A 24,378-nucleotide genomic window follows, 5' to 3' on the forward strand; every position below is an offset into this window, starting at 1 on the left:
CGGTGCGGACTCAGGCCAGCATCCGCTGCATCGGGAAATCGATGCGCTCGTCGTTCTCGGACACCGGCATGACCGGCACGCACAGGCTCAGGAACTTGCGCAGCATGGCGTCGAGCGAAAACACTTTCTGCGCGCGATGGCGGCTCTGTTCCTTGATGGTTGCGTCGCTGCGCGCCAGGTCCACCATGGAGGCGACCTTGTCGCAGGCCTCGTGCATGTCCGGATGCTCGACGTCGCTGAGCAGATGGCCCGTGACGTTCTCCACGAAGCACTCGCCCGCGCCGCCGGCCGGTGTCGACACCACCGGCACGCCCAGCAGCTGGGCCTCGATCAGCACGTTCGGCAGGCCCTCGTAGCGCGAAAGCAGCACGCTGGTGTCCATCTGCGAATACCAGTAGCCCACGTGGTTGGACAGGCCCACCAGCAGCAGCCTGTCGGTCACGCGCAGCTCCTCGGCCAGCGACACGATGTTGTCGTGCAGGCGGCCGTCGCCGACGATGACGAAGCGCGCCTGCGGCCGCCGCTTCAGGTATTGCGCGGCCATCTTGATCCAGAGCTGCGGCCGCTTGTCCGGCTCCAGCCGGAACACCCCGCCGATGGTCTCGGTGGCGTCGGGCGTGCTTTGCTGGAAGGCGCGCCACTTTTCCTCGTCCGTCGCCGAAGCGTCGGTCGCCAGGTCCGGCACGCCGTTGTACAGCACGTGAAAGCGCACGATGGGTATGCCCAGCCATTCCGCATAGGCCTCGGCGGCCTTGCGGCTGTTGCTGACGAAGTACACGCCGGGCACCTGGGCCAGGGCCTGGTACAGCTCGGGATATTCTTCGCGGAAGCGGTCCTTGCGGATGTTGGGCGGCAGCCCGCGGAACACCAGGTGGATGGTGGGCGCGCCGGCCAGCAGCGCCGCCAGCGCCCCGAACAGGCAGGTGCCGTCCTGCCACAGGCTGACCACGTCGAAAGGATTGGTGCGCAGCACCGGCGCAAGCCGCGTCACGCCGTAGTGCACCGGCGGCGGCAGCTGCTCCAGCAGGCGGCCCAGGCCGGCGTCCGGCACCTGCTGGTGCGACACCGAGACGGCGGGCAGCTTGTTGATCTCCGTGACCGGAATCTGCGCCTTGGTCAGCACCGGCAGGAAGAAGTCCAGGCCCTGCTTCTTGGGCGAGCCCGCGGGCTCGGTGTGCTGCTTGACCATCACTTCGACTTTCTCAGGCCGCATCACGACCGAGGACGGCCGGCGCTCGGGCGACTCGGCCATGCGGGTCAGCTCGTTGGCCAGCCGCGTCAACTGCCGCTCGGCGCCGCCCGGTCCCAGGCTGCCCGTGACCAGCGCAACCGACACCGGCTTGTCCGGCGACTGCTCGGGAATCTCCCGGCCGCGGAAGTGCAGGATCGCATGCTTCATCGAAATGATGCGGACGTCCTTGCCGCTGAGCTCGCGGTCCGGCTCCAGGGCCTGGTAGAAGGCGTAGTCGCTGGCCAGTCCGCTGGCCAGTTCCTCGGCCTTGCTGCCGGGCGCGAGCTGGTCGGCCACGGGCGCGATGGCCTCGAACGCGTCGGCCACCAGGCCGCGCTTGCGCAGGCGCTTGGCGAACTCGATGCGCATGTTGCGATCCGGGTAGTGCGCGATCAGCCTGCGGAACAGCGCGTCGGACTGCTCATGGGCGCGGATGTCGCTGAGCAGCTTGGCGCGCGCGAACAGCCGGGCCGGGCTTTTCGAGGTCTCGGGCAGATGGCGGTCGACAAGCGCCAGCGCGTCGTCCAGGTGCCGTTCCTTCACCAGCCGGGTCGCGCAATAGCGCACGATCTCCAGGTCGTCCGGGCATTCGTTCAGCAGCGTGGACCACTGCTCGGACATGCCCTCGTTCAGGCCGGCCGCCTCTTTCAGGCGCAAGAGCAGATAGCGCACCTTCGAGTCGGCCATGTGGCCGCGCGCCAGCGCGTGGGCGCGCACCAGGTTTTCCTGCGCCAGTTGAACCCGCCCCGACGCCGCGACTATTTCCTCGAGCTGCGCCTGGACGTGCTGGAGCTGGGAGGCCTGGTCCTCCTGTTCGGTCATCAATGGTGGGTTCATGCCGCCTTCCTGCGATTGGCCTTTTCGATCCACACCAGGCAACGCTGGATGTAGTGGTCGAACTGCGCCGGGTTGTCGGAACGTTCCTTGAGCAGGCGCCAGTACGGCAGGGCCTGTTCGAAGCGGTGCAGGCGCATGGCGCCGACGGCGGCCAGGCGCAGGCCGACGGGATCGTCCGGAACCAGTTGCAGAATGCGTTCGCCCAGCGCCAGGCGCTCATTGGTGCTGGACGAATCCAGCGCCCGCGCCTCGGCGTACAGCACGGCCAGCACGCGGCGCTTTTCGTGGTCGATTTCCGTCATCTCCGGCCACGAGCGGCCGACCCGGTCCAGCAGGGTCCAGGCGCCCTGGTGGTCGCCGGCAGACAGCATTTCGCGGGCGCCGCGGATCGCGCGCGGCCCGAGGCGGCCGAGCTGGCGCTCCGCTTCTTCCTTCGCGCCCTGGTCGGCCGAGGCATGGGCCTGCACCGCCTTGTAGGCGTCGATGGCTTCGCCGAACCACCCGCCATTGAACGCCGCCCGCGCGAAGAACAGCTTGGCGCTGAACGGCGCGGATTCGGCGGCCGCGGCGCGCTGGAGATGACGCATGGCGGTCTGCTTGTCGCCCAGCGCGTCGGCGGCGCGGCCGCGCATGGCGTCGAGCTCGGGGAAATCGGCCTGGGTGTCCAGGGCGATGTCCGTGAGGTCCATGACTTCCTTGTGGTTGCCCGCCAGCAGCGCGGCGCGCACGCCCAGCCGCATGGCGCGCTCGAACGCGCGCTGGGCGCGCACCCCGGTCAGCGCCTCGGGATTGAGCAGGCGATGCGCGCAGATGCGTTCGGCCGCGTCGCGCAGGCGTCCCTCTTCCAGCGCGCGGGCGCCTTCTTCCGCCCAGACCGGCGACTGCGACTGCAGCCAGGACTGGATCTCTTCATTCTCGCTGTCGTTCAAGCCGCAAGAGACCGCCAGCGTGGCCGCCGCCATGATGCTGCCGCGCCACGAGGCTTCCTTGACCAGCTCCAGCGCTTCCATCGGCTCCAGCGCGGGCGTCTCGGACGCCAGGGCGCGCAGGCCCGCGCGGTCGCCGGCCACCAGCCGGTCGCGCCACAGCACCGCGAAACCGCGGCCGTAGGACGGATTGGCCGCGCGCACCTCGTGCACCCAGCGGATCGCGGCCTCCATGTCGCCGCTGGCCTGCAGCAGCGACAGCACCGTGTCGGCCGCCTCCAGCGCCCAGGCGTCCTGCGGCGCGGAGATGCGGAACAGCCGCTTCCAGTTGCTCAGGGCCTCGTCCGCATAGCCCAGCTGGCCAGCGCAGACGGCGGCGGTGCGCACGATCTCGGGGGTTTCGATTTCATCGCCCAGCAGGCCGGCGGCCAGCGGATAGGCCAGGTCGTGGCGGCCCAGCTTGAAATGATTGCGCATCAGGATCTGCTCGGCCTTGCTGCCGGAAGCGACCGAACCGTCGGCGCTGCCCAGCAGCGCCAGCGAGCCTTCGTAATCGCCCAGCTCTTCCTGGATGCGGGCCGACAGCAGCACGTGGTCGGGCAGGCCGGGATGACGGCGCAGCACATCGCGCAGGCGGCGCGAGGCTTCGCGCAGCTCGCCCGAATCCCACAGCTTCTCGATGCGCTCGGCGCTGTCCTCGGCGCTCAGCTTGGCCGCGGTGGGCTGCGAGGTGGACGCGCCCATGCGCGGACGCATGTAGTTCTTGAACCATTCGGCGCCCAGGCGCTCGGCGAAGACCGAGGTGTAGTGCGTCAGGTCCAGCCCGCCGTGCTCCATCGCCTCGGCCTGGCCGATCTTGTTCATCAGCGGCGTCGGATCGTAGCAGGGCACGCCGATGCGTTCGGCGCCGGCGGTCATCGCGGCGATCAGCTGCTGGCGCTGTTCGATCGGCACGTTGTCAGGCGTCAGGGCGTTGACGTGGGTGACGAACACCACCTTGTCCTTGCCCAGCAGGTCGACCAGCTGCTGCATTTCCTGCTCGACCTCTTCGTCGGGCAGGTCGCGCTTGACGATGCGGGCCAGCAGGCTGGCGTCCTCGGCAGACAGGCTCTTGTAGACCGCGTCCTGCTCCAGCTGGGCGCGCCGCTCTTCCAGCCGGTCGGGATGGGCCAGCGACCAGAACATGCGGGTGCGCGTGCGGTCGGCGAAGAACTCGCTGAAGTAGCGCACCAGGTAGTTGGACTGGATGGGATAGCCGTCGATGGTCAGCAGCTTGCGCGAGGACAGCTCGACCATGTAGAGGTCGGCCGGCTTGTGCGTTCCGTAGCGGGCCTGCTCGCCGTTGGACGGGCGGAAGATCAGGCGCTGGACGTCGGTGGGGATGTCGCGTTCGCCGAACATGAAGCGCGCCTGCTGCAGCGCCTCGGTGCTGGTGTGCACGAAGCCGTAGTTGCGCCCCAGTTGCAGCTTGATCGGGTAACGCCCCACCGCATCGCGCAGCGGCGTGTGGATGCGGCAGGTGCCTATCGGAGCAATGGTAAATGCAGCCATTCAGGGTCTCTCCTGTAGTGATGGATGACGAGCCCGAACTTAAAGAGTCCAGTACAAGAGGTCGGAGGAAAGGCGCTTGCTGTCGAGCACCGAGCGCAGGTCGCAGACCATGCCGCCGCGCTTGACCAGGGTCGGCAGGTCTTCCCAGATGGTTTCCATGGTTTCGCGGTGCGGCACCGCCAGGATCAGCACGTCCATGTCGCGGAACTCCTCGCGCGGCACGAGCTTGATGCCGTACTCGTGCTCCATCTGCTCGACGTCGACCATCGGGTCGCACGCCGTCGGCGTGATGCCGTAGGCGCCCAGGGCGTTGTACAGATCCACCACCTTCGAATTGCGGATGTCGGGCACGTTTTCCTTGAACGTCATGCCCAGGATGCCGACGCGGGTGGAGGCGTCGAGGCGGCCGTTGCGCGCCAGGGTCTGGACCACGCGCGAAGCGACGTGGCTGGCCATGCCGTCGTTGATCCGGCGGCCCGACAGGATGACCTCGGGGTGGTAGCCCATCTCCTGCGCCTTGGAGGTCAGGTAGTACGGGTCCACGCCGATGCAGTGCCCGCCCACCAGGCCGGGGGTGAACTTCAGGAAGTTCCACTTGGTGCCGGCGGCGGCCAGGACTTCCGACGTGCGGATGCCGACCAGGTCGCAGATCTTGGACATCTCGTTCATCAGCGCAATGTTGATGTCGCGCTGCGTGTTCTCCAGCACCTTGGCGGCCTCGGCCACCTTGATGGAGGAAGCGCGGTGCACGCCGGCGTCGATGATCTGTTCGTAGACCCCGGCGATGACTTCCAGCGAGGCCTCGTCCTGGCCGGACACGATCTTGACGATCTTCTCCAGCGGATGTTCGCGGTCGCCCGGGTTGATGCGTTCGGGGCTGTAGCCCAGCTTGAAATCGACGCCGCAGCGCAGACCCGAGGCGCGTTCCAGCTCGGGACCGCAGATTTCCTCGGTGGCGCCGGGATGGACGGTGGACTCGAAGACCACGATGCATCCGGGGCGCAGCACCGGGCCTATGGACTGGCAGGCGCGCACCAGCAGCGAAAAATCGGGGTTATTGCGTTCGTCGACGGGCGTCGGCACGGCGACCACGAAAAAATCGCAGCCTTCCAGTTCCGAGACCTGGTGGGTGAACTGCATGGGGGAAGCAAGCAATGCATCGCGTTCGATCTCGCCTGTCCAGTCATCACCCTCTTTCAGTCGCGCGATTCGCCGCTTGTCCACATCAAAACCGATGACATCAAAGCGCTTGGAAAATGCCACTGCTACCGGCAGGCCGACATATCCAAGGCCACACACTGCGATTCTCTTTACCACGGGGGACCTCACTGTTTTCGTCGTGTCGTGCGACACTAGAAATTGACATCCAAAGACGAGCAATCGACATGACATCGAAATACGTTCGTGTTTGGACGGGCGTATTGCTTGTAGATTGTTTACATCCAGATACCCGGCTGAGCTTGCCGAGCGACGAGCCCACGAATCGTAGATGGGCCGAACAGCAAATTTCTTTCTAAAAATTTATATTGCTGTGGAAATAAATCGGATCGGTCGCAATAAACCCCGGGAAATCCCTCAAACGATTACATCCATTACATAAATGGCAACATAATCGCGCCCGGATATTGTTAGTAAATATTGAAATTGGTTTTTGTTGATTTTGATTAATCTGGCTGAAACCATGCGCGCGCTGACCTGGGGTTATTTGCTGATTACCCAATGAAATGTCACCCCTTCAAATTCAAGTCACCACCACGGCAATATTTCAGAAATAAAGACGCGGCCGCGCAGGGCCGGCCGGAATGAAAAAGGCCCGCGCGCAGGCGGGCCTTCGGGCAAGCGGATCCGGCAGGACCTAGAAGCGGTATTTCAGGTTGAGCATGGCGTTGCGCGGCGCGCCGTAGTAGCCGGTGTTGAAGGTCGTGTCCAGGCTATCGAGATACTTCTTGTCGAACACGTTGTTCAGATTCAGCGTCGCGGTCAGCGATGGGCTGAACTCGTGGCTGGCCATCAGGTTGACCACGGCGTAGGCCGGCTGGCTCGCCGTGACCGTGCGGCCGAGCTGCCAGGGCGTGGCGGAGTAATGGATCCTGCTCTGCCAGTTCACGCCGGCGCCCACCACCGTGCGGTTCCAGTCGCCCGGCAGGCGGTACGTGGTCCAGACCTTGACCAGATGTTCGGGCATGACGGTCTTGATGCGCTTGCCGTCTGCATCCTCGCTGCGGTTGTAGGCATAGGACGCGGACACCTGCCAGCCGGGACTCAGTTCACCGGTCAGTTCCAGGTCCAGGCCGCGGGTCCTGGCGCCCGGCACGGCGCGGTAGGCCGCCACGTTGTCGGTGCCCGGCACGATCTGGCCGTCGTCGGCGATCGCCAGGTTGTCCTGGCGGATTTCATAGACGGCCGCCGACGCCTCCAGCCGGCCATTGGCGAATTCGCCCTTCCAGCCCAGTTCGATGTTCTCGCCCTGGCGCGGGTCCAGCATGCGGCCGTTGCGGTCGCGGTAGTACTGCGGCTTGTAGATCGACGCATAGCTGGCGTAGATCGTGGAGCTGTCGTCCAGGTCGTAGAGCACGCCGGCATAAGGCGTGACCCGGCCGTTTTCCTCGGCCAGCATGTCCTGGTCGAAGGGCCGGCTGGCGGGCGCGGCGAACAACTGCTGGTAGTGCCATTTGTAGTTGCTGACGCGGGCGCCGGCGATCAGCGAAAGCCTGTCGGTCGGACGCAGCCGCGTGGCCAGGTAGGCGCCGCTTTCCCGCGTATAGGTGTCGTTGTCGTAGTTCTTGACCAGGTCCGGATGCACCGACTGATTGCGCCAGCCGTAGAGATTGAACGGATTGGCCGCGGCCGCCCCGCTGACGTCGCGCATCACGTCCGACTTGGTGTCCGACTCGGTGAACGACACGCCGGCCACCAGTTGGTGTTCGCGCCCGAACAGCGTGTACGGCCCTTCGAGATGCAGGTCCAGGCCGGTCTGCACCTGCCGGCTGTTGCCGCCTTGAATCCAGAGCGGCACGCCGGCGCCGGTGACGGGGTTGGCGAAGCCGGCGGTCAGGGAAGCCATCGCGGTCTGGAAGTCGCGCTGGCTTTCCAGCCGGTTGAAGGAGAGCTTGCCGGTCCAGCCGCCGCCCAGTTCCTGGCGCAGCGACCCGAACACCGTCACGGCTTCGACGTCGAAGAAGTTGTTGCGCGCCGCCACGCTGCGCGACCGGCGCAGGTCCGCCTGTTCTCCCGTGCTGTAGAACAGCGGCGTGCCCAGCCCGCCCAGCGTGCCGGTGGGCTGCTTGCGCTGGTAGTCGATGCCTGCGGTCAGTTGCGTGGTGGCGGTCAGGTCGGCCTCGATCACGCCGTAGAGCACGTCCTTTTTTTCGCGGTAGTAATCGATGAAGCTGCCGCCGCGCTGCTGCGCGGCGATGGCGCGACCGCGCACGCTGCCCGATGGGTTCAAGGGGCCGGCCACGTCGGCCTCCAGCCGGAACCGGTCCCAGGAGCCGGCCCCCGCCGAGACATGGCCCTGGAACTGCGTGGTCGGGCGCTTGCGCACGAAATTGAGCGTGCCCGCCGGCTCGCCCACGCCGCTCATCAGGCCGGCGGCGCCGCGCAGGACCTCGACGCGGTCGTAGACCACAGTGTCGGCCAAACTGGGCGCGACGTCCTGCGTGCCAACCTCGACCACCGTGGGCACGCCGTCGAGCTGGTACTGGTCGATGGCATAGCCGCGCGAATAGACGTTGAAGCGCTCGCTGCCCATGTTCTGCACCGAGATGCCGGGCGCCTGCTGCAGCACGTCGCTGACGCTGTTGAGGTTCTGGTCCTCGATGCGCTGGCGCGTCATGACGCTGACGGTCTGCGGCGTTTCGCGCAGCGACAGGTCGAGCTTGGTGGCGGTGGCGCTGGCCGGTATGGCGTAGCCGCCCAGCGCCTCGCTGCTTTCGCCCAGCGAGTAGCCGTCGACGGTGACCGCTTCGAGCTGCGCCGCGCCCGCCGGCTCGCGCACGATGGCGTAGCGGCCGGCGTCGCCTCGGCGCGCCATCAGGCCGGTGTCGCGCAACAGCGCGGCCAGCGCGGCGTCGGGCGGGTAGGAGCCATGCAGCCCGGGGCTGCGCAGGCCACGCATCAGGGCCGGGTCGTAGACCAGCACCAGGCCGGCCTGCGCCGCATAGCGGTTGAGCGCCGCGTCCAGCGGACCGGCCGGAACGTCCAGCGTCGCGGCGGCCTGCGCCAGGGCGGCGGCCGGCAGCGCGGCGGCCGCTGCGCCGCCCAGCGTCAGCGCGCAATGCAGAATGCCGCGGAACGCGTGTCGGCGAGGTAGGTGCTTCATGGTGTGGAACCCTTCAGGTGTGGAACTGAAGGACAGGACGGCCGGGCATCGAGAAGCGCGCAATGCCGTTACAAATCAGCGGAGCGTAATGCGCAGCACGCCGGGCAGCACCCGCTCGACGCGGATCGGCAGCAGCTCCTCCAGGGCCTGCAGCGCCTCGTCGCCCTGCAGCGGCATGACGCCCGACACGCGCAGGCCCTGCAACGCCTGGCGGTCGAACCAGAAATAGGCGCGGCGATGGCGCGCCAGCTGGTCCAGCACGTCGGGCAGCGGCGCATCGCGCACCGAGATGCGCCCATGCGCCCAGGCCTCGGCGCCGTCGGCGTCGATCGCGCGCAAAGGCCCCAGGCCCTGGCGCGTCATGCGCACCGCCTGGCCCGCCGGCACGGCGGCGCACGGTTCGGCCTGCGCCGGGCAGACCTTGACCTGCGATTCGGTCACCAGGACTTCGGTGGCGCCACGCAGTTGCCTGACCACGTAGCGCGTGCCCAGGGCCGTGGCCTCGCCCTGTTCGGTGCGGACCACGAAAGGACGGCGCGCCGGGTCCGCGGCCACTTTCACCAGCACCTCGCCCTGGCGCAGCACGACGCGGCGCTCAGTACCGGTGTAGACCACGTCGACCGCGCTGTCGGTGTTCAGGACCAGTGTGCTGCCGTCGGCCAGCCAGAGTTCGCGCAGTTCGCCCACGTGGCTGCGGTGGTCGGCCAGCAGCCAGGCCGGCGGCGCGTAATGCAGCAACAAGGCGGTCAGGGGAGCCAGCAGCGCCAGCGCAAGCAGGGCCTGGCGGCCCCTGGGGCGGGATTTCCGGCCGGCGGAAAGTATGGCGCGCGCGCGACCGCCGGGCAGCGCCTGCGCCTGCTGCGCGAAGATCGCCCATACGCGGTCCAGTTCCTGCCAGGCGGCCTCGTGGCGGGCGCTGCGTTCGCGCCATTGGCGACAGGCTTCGCGGTCTTGCGCGCTGACCTCGCCCGAACTCATGAGGCCGTGCCAGTCGGCAGCCTCTTCGAGCAGTTTGCGCTGGACGCTGTCGTCGTTCACGGCGCCGGGTTCCAGCCCGCCTGCACGAATGCGTCGCGGCAGGCAAGCAAGGCCAGCGCGATATGCCGGCGCACCGTGGCCTCCGACACTTTCAGCGCCAGCGCGATGTCTTTGTGCAGCATGCCGTCGAACACGCTCATCAGGAAGGCCTGGCCAGCCTGCCCGGGCAGCCTGTCGATGGCCAGGCTCAGCGCGGTCAGGGCCTGCACCGCCGCGGCCACGCTTTCCGAGGAGGGCGCGCAGCCCGACGCGTGCAGGGCGGCGTAAGTGTCGAGGTACGCGCGCTCGATGTCCTGGCGGCGGCTTTCGTCGATGATCAGGCGCCTTGCGATGGTGGCCAGCAGGGCGCGCGGTTGCAGCACATCTTCGACGCCGCCCCGCTGCAGCAGGCGCAGGAAGGTGTCCTGGGCCAGGTCTTCCGCCGACGAACGGCAGCCCAGCTTGCGCCGGACCCAGCCGAAAAGCCACGCATGATGCTCGCTGTAGAACAGGTCGAAAGTGCTGCGACGCTTGAGCAAAGACATGGAACGGACTGTGCGATGGCTGCGTGAGTAGAGTGCTCCGAATTCTAAATGATATTGATTCTTTTTGTTAATAGAACGAAAAAGAGCCGCGACGGACCGGACGAAACCGGCCCGCCGCGGCTCGCGGCGCCCGCGCGGATCGGGCGCGCAGGCATTAGAAATGCACGGCCTTAGAAACGCACGGCCTTAGAAACGCACGGCCAGCCTGAAGATGCCGGACTGCTGGCGATTGCCGCCGCCGAACTGGGCGTCATAGGCGAAGCCGGCCGTGGTGTTGCGCGTGATCGCCACTTCGGCGCCCAGGCCCAGCACCGCGGCGTCGCGCGCGATCGGCACGCCCGTTACCGAGAACGTGCTGCCGCCGTCGAACGCCAGTTCCTGGCGCGGCTTCACGTCGCCCATGGCGTGGCGCCAGCCCAGGGTCGCGGTCAGGCGGCCCGGCGCGCGGTCGGAACCGAACTGCCATGCGCCGCGCAGGCCCAGCGTGGTGCTGGTCACGTCATCGGTGCTGCCCTTGCCGTGCAGCGCCGCGGTGCCGCCCGATTCCTCGAAGTCGCGCGTGCGGACCTGGTTCCAGGCCAGGCCGGCGAACGGCTCGACGGTGTAGGCGTCGCCCAGCGACAGCTTGTAGCCGAGTTCGGTGAACAGCTGCGTCGAGGACGCGCTGTACGACGATTTGAGCTGCTGGTTCAGGCTGCCGGCCGCGACGTCGCGCTTGGTGTCGATGTCGTGCCAGGTGTAGGCCGCGCCCGCCATGAAGCGGATGTGGCCGGGGCCGGCCGCGAAGTTGCGGCCGCCGAACAGCGTCGCCGTATAGCTGTCGATGCTGGTGCGCGAGGCCACGTCGTCGATCGAGGCATGGCTGCCGGTGTAGCCGACCGCGCCGCCCAGGCGCCAGCCGCCGCCCACCTCGCCGTCGCCGCCGACGAACAGGCCGCCGGCCGATTGGCTGAGGCTGGAGGCGTTGCCGTCGCCGCCGAAATGGCTCCAGTTGCCGAAGGCCTGCGCCCAGATCGGCGATGCGCCGCTTTGCGGCATGGCGTCGGACGACGACGCGCCCAGCTGCGCCGTGGGCCGTCCCGCCAGCATCGGCGCGTCGAGGTTGCCGCGCAGATGCGCCAGCGGCAGCGAGCGCACGGTGTCGGCCTGGCTTTGCAGCACGCTGGCGGTGCTGGCGTAGGCTTCGCCCGACAGCTGCTTCAGGGCCGAGCGCGCCTGCTCCGGCGTCATGGTGAGCACGGCCGTCGCCACCTGGCTGGCGCCCGTGGTCTTGTCCGCGGCGATGCCGCTGCCGACCAGCTGCGATTCGCCGGCGGTGGGCGTGGACGATCCGCTGCCCGTCACGGGGGTCTTGTCGCCGCCGGTGGCGGGCTTGTCGCCGCCGGTCGCAGGCTGGTCGCCGCCGGTCGCGGGCTTGTCGCCGCCGGTCGCAGGCTTGTCGCCGCCGGTCGCGGGCTTGTCGCCGCCGGTCGCGGGCTGGTCGCCACCGGTCGCGGGCTTGTCGCCGCCGGTCGAGGGTTTGTCGCCGCCCGTCGCCGGCGGTTCTTCCTTGTCCAGCGCGTCGCCCACGCTGCTTTCGTTGTCGGTGTCGCCGATGTCGCCGATCGGCACGTCGTTGCGCGCCAGCGTCATGAACGCATTGTTGGCGTCGTAGCTGAGCGTGGGCGTCAGGAACGCATACGAGCTGGTGGCGCCGGTGAAGCGGCCCTGCACGCCGCCGTCGGCGGTCAGGATGTTGTAGGTGGTGCGCGGCGCGTAGTTGCCATTGGGTCCCACGTGCGCCACGGAGCCGTCCAGCCTGGCCACGCCGGTGACGTGGATGCGGTCGCTGGCGTTGCTGGCCGGATCGGCGTGCACGCGATAAATGGTGTTCTCGCCGAAGTCGAGGTTGCCGTTGATGGTCAGCGTGCCGATGGGCGAGCCGTCGTTGCCGGGCGACACGACCGCGGTCGGATACAGCGTGGTGCTGCCCAGCTGGCCGACGCCGGCCAGCACGACTTCGCGGCCGATATCGACCGGGCCGTTGAGCTTGCCGTCGATTTCCAGCGCGCCGTCGGCGATCAGGATCGGGCCGGTCAGGCCGCTGCTGTCGGCGGTCAGGATCACCGAGCCCGGGCCGGTCTTGACGAAGCCCTGCGTGCCTTGCAGCGGGTTGTCGATGATGTCGACGAACTGGCCGGAAGCATAGGTGCCGTCGCCCACGACGATGGCCGGCGGATTGCCGCCGCTGCCCACCAGGGTGATGGGCGCGCCCTGCAGGCGATAGCGGTCGGTGGCGAACTGGATGCCGGACACGCGCACCGGGCCTTCGACGTTCACCACGCCGGTCTGGCCGGCGAAGATGGCGTAGCCCGCGTCGGGCAAGGCGCCGGTGGCGTTGGTCGGGCTGCTCCAGTTCGCGCTGCCCGCGCTCCAGGTGCCGCTGCCGCCGCCGGCGCGGGTGGCCGAGGCCAGGCCGTCGCCGTTCCACAGATTGGTCGTGCTCGGGCCCAGGATCAGGTTGATCTGCTTGTCGCCGGTCAGCGTCTGGATGGTCGCGCCGGGCGTCGAGTCGCCGGTGACCGGGCCCAGCGTCAGGCCGTTGCCGCTCAGGGAACCGGTGTACGACATGATCCGGTAGTAGCCGGCGTTCACGCCCAGCGTGTTGACCGAGACATTCAGCGTCGTGTTGTTGAGCGCCACGTCGCCGCGCACGGTGATGTTGTCGCCGGTGCCGGGCTGCGTGATGGGCAGGCCCGCGTAGCCGGTCTCGAAGTCGAACACCGCGTTGTTCATCGACACATTGCCGTTGACGACCAGATTGCCGTTGGAGACCCCGGTCGGCGTGCCCACGGAATAACCGGGCGCCACGCGCGCATTGCTCACATTGAGATCGCCGTTGATCGAACCGAAGCCCGCGATGGTGCCGTTCGATGTCGCGTTGACGCCGCCGCCCAGCGTGACGCCCGCCCCGCCGCCATTGCCGCCGATCACCAGCGTGCCGCCGCTGACGTCGACCCCACCGGGAAAATTGACCGAACCGTCAAACACCCGCGTATCGCCCGACGTCACGGTCAGGTCCGCAGCGATGACGCTACCTCCGTAGGACGCGCTCAGCGCGAGCGTCGCCGTCAGCCATTTCTTCGTGCCCTGTATCAACGTAGATACTCCCTATCTCGATTAATCGCCGCATTAATTCCGCATTACCGAATTGCTGTAAAAGTGTTTTTACGTAACAATCCGGCCTGCCTGAAATTGAATGGGCTTCCGCGAAAAAAGGACGCAATGTATACCGCTTTTTTGGCAATAAAAAGAATTAGCGATCAAACAAGGGCTAGATAATTGAAATAGTGCGATTGGATACCAACCGCATGATTTCATTAGCTAAATGGATGGCATCCGGTTTGTTCAGCGTGCATCTACGGATACCATCTTTATTACCGAAGCGGCGATATTCGGATACCATCCTGATCCACGAATTCCAGGCCGGATCGCAGTTTTTCTGAAGCAATTCAGAAATAACTGGAAATAAACCTGGCTGGCGTCCCTGCAACCCGATTTCGAGAATCTTCATGCGTTTTCGCTCCGCAACCGTTTCCGATCTGCCCGCGCTGGGCGCGCTTGCGCTGGCTTCCAAGGCTCACTGGGGTTATTCGGCCCGGCAACTGGAGCAATGGCGCGACGACCTGACGCCGCATGCGTCGTGGATCGGCGCGCGGCCGTTCGTGGTGGCCGAAAACGATGACGGCCTGATAGGTTTCTACACGCTGGAGCCTGGCGGCGACGGCATCTGCGCGCTGGACAATCTGTGGATCCGCCCCGGCCTGATCGGACAGGGCTTCGGCCACCGCCTGTTCGCCCACGCGGCCGATCGGGCGCGCGCGCTGGGCGCGACGGAAATGCACATCGACGCCGAGCCCCATGCCGAACCGTTCTACCTGTCGCGCGGCGCCCGCCGCCTGGGCGCGGTGGCCGCGCCCATCGACGGCGAGCCGGCCCGCGTCAGGCCGCAGTTGACGCTGCGCCTCGAACCGGCTTGAAGGCGCCGCCGCCCTAAAAGCGGGCAAGCATGGCCTGGGCGCTGCAAGCGCATCGTCCTGCCCGGGCATGTCGCTTGCTCGCCGGGGTACCGGTACACGCCAGCCGCCGATATTTTGAAAAACCCTGCTTCGCCACGCCGCTCCCGCGCTCCCGCCGCGTTCCTCGCCCTGCTGAACCGCCGGTCCGTCGACGGCGCGCTGGGGCGGGACATCATCCGCCTGCCGGTGCAAACCGTCGCAGCGGTACTGCTGGCCTATGCCTGCATGCAGTGGCTGAACCTGCCGGACATCGCCTGGGGCGCCTTTTCCGCCCTGTTCGTGGTGCGGGCCAGCGTGGAAGGAACCATCGGCGAAGGCACGGCCCGCGTGCTCGGCGCCCTGATCGGCGTGGCGATCGGCGTCTCGCTGGTCGTGCTGTCGCAGGTGGGCGGACTGGCGATCTGGTGGAGCATCGTGATCGGGGTCGGCCTTACGGCCTACATTTCGATGCGCTGGCCGACCCTGAGCTACAGCCTGGTCACCGTCACCATCCTGACCGTCACGCCGGACGCCGACATCCTGGCCGGCGCCATGCATAAAACCGTCGCCATCATGATCGGCTCGGCCTCGGGCATCCTGGCTGCCGCGGCCGTACTGCCGTTGTCGGCGCGCCGCAGCGTGCGTACCAGCCTGGCCGCCTCCATCGAGGCCTTCGGCGACCTGCTGGTGCAATGGGCCGCCGCCTTGAATGACGGCAGCCAGCGCCCCTGCCTGCACGGCCGGACGGCCATGGAAGAAGCGCGCCAGCGCGCGCGCGACATGTCATCGCAGGCGCGCACCTTTCCCATGGATCTGCTGTACCCGCACGGCGCCGCCTATCGGCTGCATGACGGCATAGACCGCCTGTGGCGCACCGTCACCCTGATGGAGCGCGCCGGCGACGTGCCGCTCACGGACAACATCTGCCGACGCCTGGGGCCCGCGCTGGACGAGATCGCCGCAGCGGCGCGGGCGCAGGTCGAGGACCTGGCGCAGGCGCTGCGCGAGGACCGCCGTTCGGCGCCGCCGCCCCGTTTCGGCTCGCCGCTGCGGCAGCTGGACGGCATCATCGAGGCCGCCATGGGCGACGGCGGCTTCGACCCGACGGAACGGGAGTCCGTCGAAGTCATCCGCTGGGCCTTGCATGAAGTGGCGCGCGAACTGGACGCGCTGGCCGAGCACCTCGACGGCGGCTCCGCGCGCCGGTAACACGGCCGGCGCGGGCGGGCTATTCGCGGTTCGCGGCGAAATGCTCGCGCGTCAGCTTCACCACCAGCGGCGACAACAGCACCAGCGCGATCAGGTTGGGCACCGCCATCAGCCCGTTCAGCGTATCGGCCAGCAACCAGGCGAAATCGAGGTGGGCGATGGCGCCGAACGGCACGGCGATCACCCAGACGATCCGGAACGGCAGGATGGCGCGCACGCCCACCAGGAACTCCCAGCAGCGCTCGCTGAGATAGCTCCAGCCCAGGATGGTGGTGAAGGCGAAGATCGCCAGCGCCACCGCGATGACGTAGCGGCCGATGCCGGGCAGCGCCGCGTCGAACGCGGCGGCCGACAGCACCGCGCCGCTGGCGCCGCTGGTCCACAAGCCCGAGCACACGATGACCAGGCCGGTCATCGTGCAGATGACGATGGTGTCGATGAAGGTGCCGATCATCCCGATCATGCCCGAGCGCACCGGGCTCTTGCTGGTGCCCGCGGCCTGCACGATGCCGGCGGTGCCCAGCCCGGCTTCGTTCGAGAAAATGCCGCGCGCCACGCCGTAGCGCATGGCGGCCATCACCGCCGCCCCGGCAAAGCCGCCGGTGGCCGCGACGGGCGAGAACGCATGCGTGAAGATCAGCGCCAGCGCGGTCGGGATGGCCTCGGCCATGACGATCAGCGCGATCACCGACGCCACGATATAGGCCACGCACATGAACGGCACCAGCGCCTCGGCCACCGCGCCGATGCGGCGGATGCCGCCCAGCACCACCAGCCCGATCAGCGCCATGGAGACCAGGCCGGTCACCCAGTCGGGCACGCCGAACGACGCGCCCAGCGCGTCGGCCATGCTGTTGACCTGCACCATGTTGCCGATGCCGAATCCGGCCAGGCCGCCGAACAGCGCGAACAAGGCGCCCAGCCAGGCCCATTTCGGGCCCAGGCCGTTGCGGATCGCGTACATCGGCCCGCCGGTGAATTCGCCGCGCGGGTCCTTCTCGCGGAAGTGCACGGCCAGCAGCACTTCGCTGTACTTGGTGGCCATGCCCACCAGGGCCGTCGCCCACATCCAGAACAGCGCGCCCGGACCGCCCAGGAAAATGGCGGTGGCCACGCCGGCGATATTGCCGGTGCCCACCGTGGCGGCCAGGCTGGTCATCAGCGCCTGGAACGGGCTGATCTCCCCGGTGGATTCGTCGCCCTTGGCGCGGCTGCGCCACGCCAGGCGAAAGCCCGCCGCGATCTTGGTCAGCGGCATGAAGCCCAGCCGCAGCATGAGGAACAGGCCCGTGCCCAGAATCAGCACCAGCATCAGCGGCCCCCACACCAGGCCGTTGACGCCGTTCACTATCGAATCGAGAGTCTCCATATGTGTCTCCTCTTGGAACAAGCCTAGATTGTGCACGAGCCCCGCGGCCTGGCCGTTGTCGGGCCGGCCGCGGCTGCGGTATATATGTCCTCGATAGAGCGATAAACGGAGACAGGCATGCGGGACCACAATCTGGCGTTGTTGGCATTCACGGAATCGCCTGCTCCGCAGGTCGTCTGTCGTTCGCGCAAGATATCCGAGTGCAATCACGCGTTCGCGCACCTGTTCGGCTACAAGCGCGAAGAGCTGGTGGGCGAATCGATCCTCAAGCTGTATCCGTCGCGGGCGGACTACCACGAGATCGGCCAGCGCTGCCTGAATCACCTGCAGAGCAATTGCTACTACGAAGACGAACGCTTCATGCAGCATCGCAACCGCGAAATTTTCTGGGCCCGCGCGCGCGGCATCACGCTGACCTCCGACGATCCTTTCGACCTGATGATCTGGAGCTTCGAGCGGATCGCCGACAATCCGGTCAAGACCGCCAACCTGACCCGCCGCGAGCGCGAGATTTCCGGCTACGTCGTCAACGGCCTGAGCTGCAAGGAGATCGCCGCGCGCCTGAAGATTTCGCACCGCACGGTCGAGGTGCACCGCGGCCGCATCATGCGCAAGCTGGAGGTCAAGAACACCGCCGAGCTGGTCTCGCGCATCATCATGGTCGACCGCAAGGCCTGAGGCTTGCGGCCGGCCGTCAGCGCGAGACGCTGCCGGTGCGGCTCACGCCGGCCGCCAGGTAGCCGCCGTCGACGGCCAGGATGTGGCCGTTGATGTAGCCCGCGCCCGGCGAGGCCAGAAAGACGATGGCCTCGGCGATCTCCTGCGCGGTGCCCAGGCGGCCCACCGGCAGCATGGCCTCGAACGCGGCGCGGGTTTCCGGCGTATAGGCGTCGGCCGTCATGGCGGTGACCACCGGCCCGGGCGCGACCGCATTGGCGGTGATGCCGAGCGGGCCCAGCTCCATGGCCAGTTGCCGGGTCAGGCCGATGACCGCGGCCTTGGAGGTGCCGTAGGCGGCGCGGCCGATGCCGGCGCGCACGCCGCTGATCGAGGCGAGGTTGACGATGCGGCCGTAGCCGCGCGCGGCCATGCCGGCGGCCGCGCGTTGCGCGCAGCGGAAGGTGCCGGTGACGTTGACGGCGAGAATCCGCTCCCAGTCCGCGATGGGGTAGTCCAGCAGCGGCGCCACGCCCATGATGCCGGCGCTATTGACCAGGACGTCGATCGGGCCGAGCGCGGCCTCGGCTTCCCGGAAGGCCTGCGCCACCGAGGCGTCGTCGGTCACGTCGATGGCCAGCGCCACGGCCTGGCCGCCGGCCGCGACGATCTCCTGCGCACATGCCAGCGCGCCGTCGCGATGGAGGTCGGCCACCGCCACCTTGTCGCCGCGCGCGGCCAGCGCCTGGGCCGCGGCCCGGCCCAGGCCCGAGGCGCCGCCCGTGACCAGCGCGACATGGGTTCGTTCTTGCTGCATGGAAGCTCCCTTGCCGGATGCGCGGCGTCATTTGCCCAGCATCATTTCGGGCAATAGGGTGACAATGGCCGGGAAGGCGAACAGGATGGCGGTGGCGATGAATTCCATGATGACGAACCACCAGGCGCCCTGGAAGATCTTGGTCAGCGGCGTGCTGCGGTCTATGCCCGCGATGACGAAGACGTTCAAGCCAACCGGCGGCGTGATCAGGCCGATTTCGCACATCTTGACCGCCAGGATGCCGAACCAGATCGGGTCGAATCCCAGCGACACGACGGTGGGGAACATGATCGGCAAGGTGATCACCAGCATCGAGAATGCGTCCAGGAACATGCCCATCGGCACATAGGCCAGCAGCAGCAGGATCACGATCAGGGTGGGCGAGACGTCGGATGCGACGATCACTTCGGCGATCTGCTGCGGCACCTGCACCAGGCTCAGGAAGAAGCTGAAGATGCCCGCCCCCAGCATGGTGAAGAGGATCATCACGGTGGTGGTGATGGCGTTGCGGAAGCTCTCGTACAGCTTGCCGCGCAGCGAACCGCGCGCCTGCGCCGCGCACAGCAGCATGATCAGCGCGGCCAGCGCGCCCACGGCGGCCGCCTCGGTGGCCGTCACGATGCCCAGGTAGATGCCGCCCAGCACGATCACGAACAGCATCACCACCTGCCAGCCGTCCTTGAGCGAGGCCAGGCGTTCGCCCCAGCCATGGCGCGGCAGCGGGGCCGCGCCGACGCGGCCGCTGGCCGCGACGACCCAGATGCCCGCCACGAACACCAGCGTGGACAGCAGGCCCGGCAGCACGCCGGCCACCAGCATCTTGCCGGCCGAGACTTCGGTCAGCGCGGCGTAGAAGATCAGCAGCACGCTGGGCGGAATCAGCACGCCCAGCACGCCGCCGGCGGCCACGGCCCCGGCCGACAGCCGCGGGTCGTAGCCCGCGCGCTTCATCTCCGGAATGGCCACCGCCCCGACCGTGGCGGCGGTGGCCACGCTGGAGCCGGACGTGGCGGCGAAGCCGGCGCAGGTCAGCACCGACGACATCGCCAGGCCGCCCGGGAAATGGCCCACCCATTTGCGCGCCACGTTGAACAGGCGCGCGCCCACGCCCGCATGATGCGCAAACGCGCCCATCAGGATGAACAGCGGGATGACGGTCAGCAGGTACGAGGCCGACTGCGCGTACGAAAACGATTTCAGGCGGTTGAGGACGAAGCCGAAGTCCTCGACCATGACGATGCCGGCGACGCCGGCCAGGCCCAACGCGGCAAACACCGGCGTGCCCAGCAGCATCAGGACGAAGATCAGGCCGGTGGCGATCAGCGTGGCGGTAGTGGTGTCCATGCCGGCTCCTCAGTGCATTGCGGCGGTCGCGGCGTCGGCCGCGCGCCTGGGCGCGCGGCTGCACAGCGCCCGGACGGCGCAGAAAAGCATCTGCAGCGCGCCGAACCACAGGCCGATGGCGACGGCCGCCTTGGCCCACCAGATCGGGACCTCGACATAGCCCCAGCGGAACTCGCGGATCGCCACCGATTCGATCGCCTCGCCGGTGGCCGGATAGGCCAGCACGGCCAGCATCGCGGCCGCCAGCAACCAGGCCAGACAGTCGAGCGCGCGCCCGGCCGCCTCCGGCAGCCATTTCCGGGCCATGGTCACGCGGATGTGCGCGTCATCGAGCTGCGTCCAGCCCAGGCCCATGAAGACGATCATCACCATGCTGAGCTCGGACATCTCGAACAGGCCCGGCAGCGGACTGCCGGCGATGGTGCGAAACGCTGCGTCGATGGTGGTGCCGAGCATCATGAACAGCAGGAAAGCCAGGGCGATCGCGCCCATGATATTGGAGAGGGCAAGCAGCAGCTTGCCGAGCGGGGTTTCTTCATTCATGTGGAGGCCGTTCGAAGAAGAAGGCGGCGCGGCGGCGCCCCGCAGGAGGCGCCTGGCCGCGGCCGCCGTGGGTCATGCCTGGGCGGCCAGCTCGTCGAAGCGCTTGAGCGTGCCCTGCGGGTCGTACTTGGCGATGGCGGCGTCGATCAGCGATTGCATGCGCGCGCCGTCGATGCGCGCGGGCTTGGCGACGTTGTCGAGCCAGGCCTGGACTTCGGCGGGCTGCACCAGCGCCTTGGCCTTGCGCTTTTCCTCGTCGGACAGCGAGGAGAACTTCGCGCCTTCGGCCAGCGCCGTCTTGACGTACTGGCGCGCGGCCGCGTCGAAAATCTCGGTGTACTTGCCGCCGTAGATTTCACCCACGATGTCGTTGCACAGCGCCTTGACCGGCTCCGGGAAGGCTTCCCAGGTGCGCATGTTGATGATGGTGGCGGACGGCCCGTGCGGACCGTCGCCGATATCGGTGAAGTAAGGCGCGATCTCGTGCAGCTTGTAGCCGACCGCCGTGATGAAGTCGAACCCGTACACGCCGTCCAGCACGCCGCGTTCGAGCGCGGTGTAGACCTCGGGCGCGGCCATCGGCACGGCGGTGCCGCCCAGCCGCTGGATCACGTCATTGGCCACGCCGTAGCCGCGGATACGCTTGCCGCGGATGTCCTCCACCGACTTGATCGGCTCGCGCGTGACCAGCGGCGCGTAGTACCAGTTGGTCCAGTACATGACCTTGGCGCGGTAGCGCTTTTCCCATTCATCGCGCAGCGGCTGGAACTGCTCGTAGACGTCGCGGCACACCAGGTGCAGCGCGTCGGCGCGGTTCATGCGGTAGTACCACTCCAGGCCGCGCGTGACCGGCAGCTGCGCCTGGTAGTAGCCCGGCGAGATCAGCGACATCTCGGAGGTGCCGTCGCGCACCGCCGACAGGTGCTCGCCCACTTTATTCAGCGACTGCGCCCAGTAGCGGCGCACCTTGACGGCGCCGTTGCTGCGCGTCTCCAGCTGCTTGAGGAACCAGTCGTCCAGGCGCGAAGGCCCGGCCGTCTCGGCGATGTAGCTGTCGAACTTGATGGATACGGGCTTGTCCGCCGCCAGCAGCCGGGACGGCCAGACCGCGGGGGCCGAGACGCCGGCCAGCAGGCCGGCGGTCTTGATGAAATCGCGTCTTCTCATTGTTGTCTCCTGGTGGTTGATTGGGCCGGCCTGTGCGTCAGGCCGTGCCGGGGCGCGCTGCCGTTTCGGCCTGCAGCGCTTCGCGCAACTCCGTCTTGGGAATCTTGCCGTAGCTGTTCTTGGGCAGCTCCGCGCGAAAGCAATAACGCTTGGGGGTCTTGAACGCGGCGATCTCGGCGCGGCACCAGCGGTCCAGCTCCTCTGCCGGCGCCTGCGCGCCCGGCCTGAACACCACGAAGGCGACCACTTCCTCGCCCCACTGGGCGCTGGGCGCCCCCACGACCGCCACTTCGAGCACGGCCGGATGGCGGGCCAGCACCTCCTCCACTTCGCGCGGATAGATGTTCGAGCCGCCCGAGATGATCACGTCCTTGCTGCGGTCGGTCAGCGTCAGGAAACCTTCCTGGTCCAGCCGGCCGATATCGCCGGTGCGCAGCCAGCCGTCGACCAGCGTGGCGCGCGTGGCCGCTTCGTTGTTCCAGTAGCCCGCCATGACGGCGTCGCCGCGCACGATCACTTCGCCTTCGACGCCGGCCGGCGCGTCCGCCATGGACGCATCGACCACGCGCACTTCCATGCAGCTCTGCGCCACGCCGACCGAGGCCAGGCGCGCCTGCCACCGCGGATGCGCGCGGTCGGCGATGATCTCGCGCGCCAGCGCGGTAATGGTCATGGGGCTTTCGCCCTGGCCGTAGATCTGGGCGAAGCGCGGCCCCAGCACCTGCAGGGCGTCGAGGATGTCGGCCTGGTACATGGGGCCGCCGCCGTAGATGACGGTGTGCAGGCCGCGTCCGTCGCGCCCGTCGCGGCGCGCCTGCTCGACCAGCCGCTTGACCATGGTGGGCGCCGCGAACAAGGACAGCGAACCGCAGGCCTCGGCCGTGTCGAGGATCTCGGCCGGATCGAAGCCGCGGCTGGCGGGCACGATATGGCGCGCGGCGCGGCGCACGTACACGAAGTGGTACAGCCCGGCGCCGTGCGACATGGGCGCGGCATACAGCATGCTGTCGCCGGCCGCCACCGTTTCGACGTCGGCGGCGTAGCACAGCGACATGGCCACCAGGTTGCGATGCGTCAGCATCACCCCCTTGGGACGGCCGGTGGTGCCGGACGTATAGAACAGCCACGCCAGCGCCTGGGGCGCCAGGGCGAGCGGCGCGCGCAGGCCGTCGGCCAGCCCGGCGCGGGCCGCCTCTTCATAGGCAGGGCCGTCGAGTTCCAAATGCAGGCACGCCGCGGGCACGCAATCGCCCGGCAGATCCTGCGCGGTGTCGGTCAGTACGACCCGGGCCTGCGAATCGTCCAGAATCCAGGCCACTTCCTTGGGATGCAGTTTCGGATTGACCGGCACCACCATGGCGCCGATCCACCAGCAGGCGTAGAACAGCTCCAGGTACTCGACCCGGTTCTTCATGAAGAGCGCGACGCGGTCGCCTTCGGTCACGCCGTGTCCGGCCAGCCAGCGCGCCAGGCCGCCGGCGCGCAGCGCGAAGGACCGGTAGTCGGCGTGCAGGCGGTCGCCCTGGAACAGGGCCGGATTGTCGGGATGCAGCAAGGCCGCGGCGTGCAGCCAGTTCGAAATATTCATGATGCGGGAGCGAAAACTCAGGCCCGGGCTGCCTGCAGGATCGAGGCATAGTTGGCCACCGCCGCGCCGCCCATGTTGAACACCAGGCCGAGTTCGGCGCCGGGACGCTGGATGCCGCCGGCGCGGCCGGTGAGCTGGCGGAACGCCAGCGCGTGCATGGACACGCCGGTCGCGCCGACCGGATGCCCCTTGGCCTTCAGGCCGCCGGACAGGTTCACCGGCAGGCTGCCGTCGCGCAGCACGGTGCCGTCGTCCAGGGCCCGCCGCCCCTGTCCCGCCGGGGCCAGTCCCATCGCCTCGTAGATCAGCAGCTCGGCGATCGTGAAGCAGTCGTGCACCTCGGCGAAATCCAGGTCGCCCGCGCCGATTCCGGCGTCGGCATAGGCCTGCGAAATCGCGCGGCGCGGACCTTCGAAGGCCAGCAGGTCGCGGCCGCGCAGCGGCAGGAAATCGTTGACCTGGCAGGCCGCGCGAATACGCACTTCGCGGGCGAACGGCGCCGCATGTTCGGCGGCGGTCAGGACGACCGCCGCCGCGCCGTCGGTGACCAGCGAGCAGTCCGTCAGGCGCAAGGGCGGCGCGATGAGGGGGTTCTTGTCGGACACGGTATTGCAGAAGTCCGCGTCCATGGGCCGGTGCATCTGCGCCAGCGGGTTGTCCATGGCGTTGCCGTGGTTCTTGGCGGCGATCCGGGCCATGGCGGGCAGCGGATCTTCGTATCGCTCGGCGTACTGGCCGGCCGCCAGGGCGAACAGCTGCGGAAAGCTCAGCCCGGCCTCGGCGGCATCGTTCTTGTAGCCCGCGCCGGCCAGCGCTTGCGTAACCTCGGCCGTGGTGCGCGAGGTCATTTTCTCGGCGCCCACCACCAGCACGGTGCGCGCAGCGCCCGCCTGGATGGCGCGCATGCCGGCATGCAGCGCCGCCGAGCCGGAGGCGCAGGCGTTCTCGCAACGGGTGGCCGGCTTGAAGCGCAGCGCCGGCGCGGCCTGCAGGATCAGCGAGGCGGCGAAGGCGTCAGGCACCAGGCCGGCGTTGAAATTGCCCAGGAACACTGCGTCGATGCTGGCCGGGTCCACGCCGGCATCCTCGATCGCCTCCGTGGCGGCCATGACGATAAGCTGTTCGAGGTTCAGGGCGTCCAGGCGGCCGAAGGGCGTATGGCCGCTGCCCACGATGGATACCGGTATGCCGGGCATCGTCGTCTCCGTTGATTTTTCTG

At 68.0% G+C, this 24,378-nt stretch carries 18 protein-coding genes; 3 read left to right on the top strand and 15 right to left on the bottom strand.

Going from position 1 to position 24,378, the window contains the following annotated elements; translation table 11 throughout:
- Window positions 1-10 precede the first annotated feature (10 nt).
- From A6B37_RS14625 to A6B37_RS25980, 8 genes are all read right to left on the bottom strand, one after another.
- Window positions 11-2,068 (bottom strand): glycosyltransferase, encoded by a 2,058-nt coding sequence (locus tag A6B37_RS14625; RefSeq protein ID WP_111826155.1) that lies wholly within the window; start codon window positions 2,066-2,068, stop codon window positions 11-13.
- Window positions 2,065-4,545, bottom strand: a complete 2,481-nt coding sequence (locus tag A6B37_RS14630; protein WP_111826156.1) for a hypothetical protein — start codon at window positions 4,543-4,545, stop codon at window positions 2,065-2,067. Before A6B37_RS14630 ends, A6B37_RS14625 begins: the two co-directional genes overlap by 4 nt.
- 39 nt (window positions 4,546-4,584) lie before the next feature.
- Window positions 4,585-5,844, bottom strand: coding sequence for a nucleotide sugar dehydrogenase (locus A6B37_RS14635; protein ID WP_111826157.1), 1,260 nt, complete (start codon window positions 5,842-5,844; stop codon window positions 4,585-4,587).
- Between the two features lie 556 nt (window positions 5,845-6,400).
- Window positions 6,401-8,866, bottom strand: coding sequence for a TonB-dependent siderophore receptor (locus A6B37_RS14640; RefSeq protein ID WP_111826158.1), 2,466 nt, complete (start codon window positions 8,864-8,866; stop codon window positions 6,401-6,403).
- Window positions 8,867-8,941: 75 nt separating this feature from the next.
- Window positions 8,942-9,904 (bottom strand): FecR domain-containing protein, encoded by a 963-nt coding sequence (locus A6B37_RS14645; protein ID WP_111826159.1) that lies wholly within the window; start codon window positions 9,902-9,904, stop codon window positions 8,942-8,944.
- Entirely contained in the window at window positions 9,901-10,428 is a 528-nt protein-coding gene (locus A6B37_RS14650) for a sigma-70 family RNA polymerase sigma factor (RefSeq protein ID WP_111826160.1), read from the bottom strand. The genes A6B37_RS14645 and A6B37_RS14650 overlap by 4 nt, the downstream gene beginning before the upstream one ends.
- Before the next feature lie 186 nt (window positions 10,429-10,614).
- Window positions 10,615-13,566 carry an autotransporter domain-containing protein gene (locus A6B37_RS14655; protein WP_111826161.1) on the bottom strand — a complete coding sequence of 984 codons (2,952 nt, stop codon included), beginning with the start codon at window positions 13,564-13,566 and terminating at the stop codon, window positions 10,615-10,617.
- A 175-nt stretch (window positions 13,567-13,741) separates the two neighbouring features.
- Window positions 13,742-13,981 (bottom strand): hypothetical protein, encoded by a 240-nt coding sequence (locus A6B37_RS25980; RefSeq protein WP_146748010.1) that lies wholly within the window; start codon window positions 13,979-13,981, stop codon window positions 13,742-13,744.
- On the opposite strand from A6B37_RS25980, the gene A6B37_RS14660 reads away from it, so the two are divergent.
- The gene (locus tag A6B37_RS14660; protein ID WP_111826162.1) at window positions 13,980-14,447 is read left to right on the top strand and encodes a GNAT family N-acetyltransferase; all 468 of its coding nucleotides are present in this window, start codon (window positions 13,980-13,982) and stop codon (window positions 14,445-14,447) included. The two genes, A6B37_RS25980 and A6B37_RS14660, sit on opposite strands and share 2 nt — an antisense overlap.
- 114 nt (window positions 14,448-14,561) lie before the next feature.
- The gene (locus A6B37_RS14665) at window positions 14,562-15,674 is read left to right on the top strand and encodes an FUSC family protein (RefSeq protein ID WP_246842475.1); all 1,113 of its coding nucleotides are present in this window, start codon (window positions 14,562-14,564) and stop codon (window positions 15,672-15,674) included.
- A gap of 19 nt (window positions 15,675-15,693) precedes the next feature.
- On the opposite strand, the gene A6B37_RS14670 is transcribed toward A6B37_RS14665, so the two are convergent.
- Window positions 15,694-17,043 (bottom strand): sodium:alanine symporter family protein, encoded by a 1,350-nt coding sequence (locus tag A6B37_RS14670; RefSeq protein ID WP_102773102.1) that lies wholly within the window; start codon window positions 17,041-17,043, stop codon window positions 15,694-15,696.
- Window positions 17,044-17,160: 117 nt separating this feature from the next.
- On the opposite strand from A6B37_RS14670, the gene A6B37_RS14675 reads away from it, so the two are divergent.
- A complete protein-coding gene (locus A6B37_RS14675; protein ID WP_102773101.1) occupies window positions 17,161-17,721 on the top strand; it encodes a LuxR C-terminal-related transcriptional regulator in 561 nt (186 codons plus the stop codon).
- A 16-nt stretch (window positions 17,722-17,737) separates the two neighbouring features.
- Here the strand turns inward: A6B37_RS14675 and A6B37_RS14680 are convergent, their stop codons facing one another.
- From A6B37_RS14680 to A6B37_RS14705, 6 genes are all read right to left on the bottom strand, one after another.
- Window positions 17,738-18,517 (bottom strand): SDR family NAD(P)-dependent oxidoreductase, encoded by a 780-nt coding sequence (locus A6B37_RS14680; protein ID WP_111826163.1) that lies wholly within the window; start codon window positions 18,515-18,517, stop codon window positions 17,738-17,740.
- Window positions 18,518-18,544: 27 nt separating this feature from the next.
- Window positions 18,545-19,861, bottom strand: a complete 1,317-nt coding sequence (locus tag A6B37_RS14685) for a TRAP transporter large permease (RefSeq protein WP_102773099.1) — start codon at window positions 19,859-19,861, stop codon at window positions 18,545-18,547.
- Window positions 19,862-19,870: 9 nt separating this feature from the next.
- Window positions 19,871-20,404, bottom strand: a complete 534-nt coding sequence (locus tag A6B37_RS14690) for a TRAP transporter small permease (protein WP_102773098.1) — start codon at window positions 20,402-20,404, stop codon at window positions 19,871-19,873.
- Between the two features lie 72 nt (window positions 20,405-20,476).
- Window positions 20,477-21,571: a C4-dicarboxylate TRAP transporter substrate-binding protein gene (gene dctP / locus A6B37_RS14695; RefSeq protein ID WP_102773097.1), complete on the bottom strand. Its 1,095-nt coding sequence runs from the start codon at window positions 21,569-21,571 to the stop codon at window positions 20,477-20,479.
- A 37-nt stretch (window positions 21,572-21,608) separates the two neighbouring features.
- Window positions 21,609-23,159: an AMP-binding protein gene (locus tag A6B37_RS14700; RefSeq protein ID WP_111826164.1), complete on the bottom strand. Its 1,551-nt coding sequence runs from the start codon at window positions 23,157-23,159 to the stop codon at window positions 21,609-21,611.
- Window positions 23,160-23,176: 17 nt separating this feature from the next.
- On the bottom strand, window positions 23,177-24,355 hold the full coding sequence (locus A6B37_RS14705; protein WP_111826165.1) for an acetyl-CoA acetyltransferase: 1,179 nt from the start codon (window positions 24,353-24,355) through the stop codon (window positions 23,177-23,179).
- Window positions 24,356-24,378 lie beyond the last annotated feature (23 nt).

The sequence above is a fragment of the Achromobacter sp. HZ01 genome (assembly GCF_003267925.1).
GTDB lineage: Bacteria > Pseudomonadota > Gammaproteobacteria > Burkholderiales > Burkholderiaceae_B > Achromobacter > Achromobacter pulmonis_A.